Source organism: Variovorax glucosi (genome assembly GCF_051216695.1).
Lineage (GTDB): Bacteria > Pseudomonadota > Gammaproteobacteria > Burkholderiales > Burkholderiaceae_C > Variovorax.
Genome location: NZ_JBPJZE010000288.1, coordinates 1 through 1,127 on the forward strand (window position 1 = coordinate 1; position 1,127 = coordinate 1,127).

Here is a 1,127-nt window from a genome sequence, read left to right on the forward strand (position 1 = left end):
GCACGCACCGCAGACCGGCCAGCGCTTCGCCGGCGATGACCTGTCGCGCCGCTGCGTCCTGACGCTTTTCAGATTCGAGACGGGCGACAGTGCCGTCCTCCAGCCATGCGCAAGCGATCGCCGTCGTCACGCCCGGCGTGCACCAGGTCGTGGCCCGTATCGCCCGTTCGATCTTCGGCACCCACGCCTCTGGTGCAACGACGAAGCCCACGCGCAGGCCGGTCGCCACGTTCTTGGACAAGCCCGAGACATACACCGTCGTCTCCGGTGCCAGCGTTGCCAGCGGCGGCGGTGGATCGTCGGCCAGAAAGGCGTAGGCCGCGTCCTCGATGACGAGCAGGCCATGCCGCCTTGCGATGGCGGCCAGTCGCCGGCGCCGGCTAGCGCTCATCACCCAGCCCAGCGGGTTGTGCAGGGTCGGCATCGTGTAGACGGCCCGCACGCGGCGGCGCTCGCACAGGCGTTCCAGCGCGTCCAGGTCGGGGCCCTGCCCGGATGCGGGAATGGGCGCCAGTTCCCGCCGATGTGCCTCGGCGAGCACCTTGAAGCCGGGGTAGGTGAGTGCATCGACCGCGACCACGTCGCCCGGTTGCAGCAGCGCCATCACCGTTACTGCCAGGCCATGCTGCGCGCCGTCGACCAGCATCACCCTCGACGGCTCGGCTGCCAGCCCCCGCGACGCGAGGTGCCGGGCGACGCAGGCGCGCTCGTGCATTCGCCCGCCATGGGGTGCGTAACGCAGCATCGCTTCCAGCTCTCCGCCGGCGGCGAGCTGCCGCAGCGCGCCGCGCAGCAGCTCGGCCTGCCCGGGCAAAGACGGGTAGTTGAAGTTCAGGTCGACCAGGTCCGGCGCCATGGTCCGTTGGTCGACACCTGCGCCGCCGTGCAGCGTCGTCTCTCGCACGAAGGTGCCGCGGCCGACCTCGCCGCTGACCAGCCCCATGGCCTCCAGCTCCGCATAGACGCGCGATGCAGTGACCAGGGCCAGGCCGTGGCGCTCGGCCAGCCGCCGGTGCGTGGGCAGGCGGGTGCCCGGCTTCAGGCGCCCCGCGCGGATCTCGGCGGCGAGTTCATCGACCAGTTGCTTGTAGCGGGCTTCGGCCATCGTGCGATGTATCCATGACAAT

1 protein-coding gene is annotated in these 1,127 nt (G+C 70.7%); it reads right to left on the reverse strand.

Going from position 1 to position 1,127, the window contains the following annotated elements; genetic code table 11:
* On the reverse strand, positions 1-1,105 hold a 1,105-nt coding region (locus tag ACSFA3_RS25030), incomplete at its 3' end, for an aminotransferase-like domain-containing protein (RefSeq protein WP_435508048.1).
* Positions 1,106-1,127 lie beyond the last annotated feature (22 nt).